Annotated in this window: 2 protein-coding genes; both read left to right on the top strand. The window is 61.2% G+C overall.

Annotation, left to right across the window (positions count from 1 at the left end; all coding sequences use genetic code 11):
- A partial coding sequence (locus ACFVTG_RS24720; RefSeq protein WP_390283637.1) for a carbohydrate ABC transporter permease occupies window positions 1-915 on the top strand: 915 nt, incomplete at its 5' end.
- Window positions 912-1823, top strand: a complete 912-nt coding sequence (locus ACFVTG_RS24715; RefSeq protein ID WP_284754105.1) for a carbohydrate ABC transporter permease — start codon at window positions 912-914, stop codon at window positions 1821-1823. The genes ACFVTG_RS24720 and ACFVTG_RS24715, both read left to right, overlap by 4 nt.
- The last annotated feature ends 14 nt before the right edge of the window (window positions 1824-1837 follow it).

Here is a 1837-nt window from a genome sequence, read left to right as displayed (position 1 = left end):
GGCAGGCGGACCGGCAAAGCAGGCAGGGTCCGCCGCCTTACGCGCCGTGACAAGATCGTCCTCGCGGTCATGGTGGGCGTGCCGACCCTGATCCAGCTCCTGCTGGTCTGGCTGCCCACGCTCTTCTCCATTGCCCTGAGCTTCACCCGCTGGAACGGCCTGGACCTGAAGGACATCAAGGCCGCAGGGACGGACAACTACCGCTACGTGGTCCAGGACTATCCCCCGTTCTGGCCCGCCATCCAACACAACGTTCTATGGCTCGTCTTCCTGGCCCTGATCGCGACACCCCTCGGCCTGCTTCTGGCCGTGCTCCTGGACCAGAAGATCCGCGGCAGCAAGATCTACCAGAGCATCTTCTTCACCCCGGTCATGTTGTCGCTGGCCCTCATCGGCATCATCTGGCAGCTCTTCTACAACCGGGACAGCGGGCTGCTGAACTACCTCCTGGGCACGGCGGGCACACCGCAAGCCGTGGACTGGTTCGGAAATTCGAACGTCAATATCTGGGCGGCCATGGTTGCGGCCACCTGGCGTCACGCGGGCTACGTCATGATCCTGTACTTGGCCGGGCTCAAGGGCGTGGACCCCTCGCTGCGGGAAGCGGCGTCGATCGACGGCGCCAACGCCGCCCAGACGTTCTTCCGCATTGTTTTCCCGGCAATGCGCCCCGTGAACATCGTGATCGTGGTGATCACCATCATCGAATCGCTACGTGCCTTCGACATCGTCTACGTCATCAACCGAGGGACCAACGGCCTTGAATTGATCAGCGCCCTGGTGATCCAGAACCTGATCGGCGAAGGCCAGGTGATCGGCGTCGGCTCGTCCCTCGCGGTCATTCTCCTGGTCATCTCGTTGATCCCCATCGTTTTCTACCTCATCCGCACCTTCGGCAAGGAGAGCAAGGCATGAGCACCCTCGCCAACCCCATCCCAAGCACCGCCGGAGCTGCGGCCGTCACCGTGAACTCGGGCAAGCGCCACTACGGGACCCATATCTTCCTGACCGTCATGGCGATCATGTGGCTGATTCCGCTGGGTTGGTCCTTGTTCACTGCTTTGCGGCCCAAGGCGGACACGGACAAATACGGCTACTTCAGCCTTGGCGGCACCTTCAATTTCGACAACTTCATCACGGCCTGGACCCAAGGCGGATTCTCGAAGTACCTCCTGAACTCGGTAATCATCACCGTCCCGGCGGTGCTGCTGACCCTGTTCTTCGCCTCGATGATGGCATTCGCCGTCTCCAGGGTGAGCTGGAAATTCAACGTCACCCTCCTGATCATGTTCACCGCCGGGAACCTCCTGCCCCCGCAGGTCCTGGCGGCCCCGTTGTTCGAGATGTTCAAACACGTCACGCTGCCCTACTCCTTCAGCGATTCCGGCAACCTGCTCAACACCTACATCTCGGTGATCGCAGTGGACACGGCGTTCCAGATCGGGTTCTGCACGTTCGTGCTTTCCAACTACATGAAGGCCCTCTCCTCCGACCTGACGGAGGCCGCGCTCGTGGACGGCGCCGGGATCTGGCGGCAGTACTGGAACATCATCCTTCCACTGTGCCGGCCCGCCCTCGCCGCGCTCGGAACCCTGGAAGTCATCTTCATCTACAACGATTTCTTCTGGCCGCTGCTCTTCATCCAAAGCGGAAACCGGCTGCCCATCACGACGGCCATCAACAACCTGCAGGGCGAGTTCCTCAGCAACTACAACCTCCTGGCGGCCGGCGCCACCATCACTGTGATACCCACCCTGATCATCTACCTCGTGCTGCAGCGCCAATTCGTGGCCGGTCTCACGCTCGGTTCCAGCAAAGGATAAAACGCATGGCAATG

The organism is Arthrobacter sp. NPDC058127, assembly GCF_042884555.1.
Lineage (GTDB): Bacteria > Actinomycetota > Actinomycetes > Actinomycetales > Micrococcaceae > Arthrobacter.
Note: the sequence above shows the minus strand (reverse complement) of the source record. Positions and strands in the feature narration are given on the sequence as shown.

What these genes read in the sequence shown, in the direction of transcription:
- ACFVTG_RS24715 (WP_284754105.1), top strand. Translation starts at nt 912, where the DNA reads ATGAGCACCCTCGCCAACCCCATCCCAAGCACCGCCGGAGCTGCGGCC.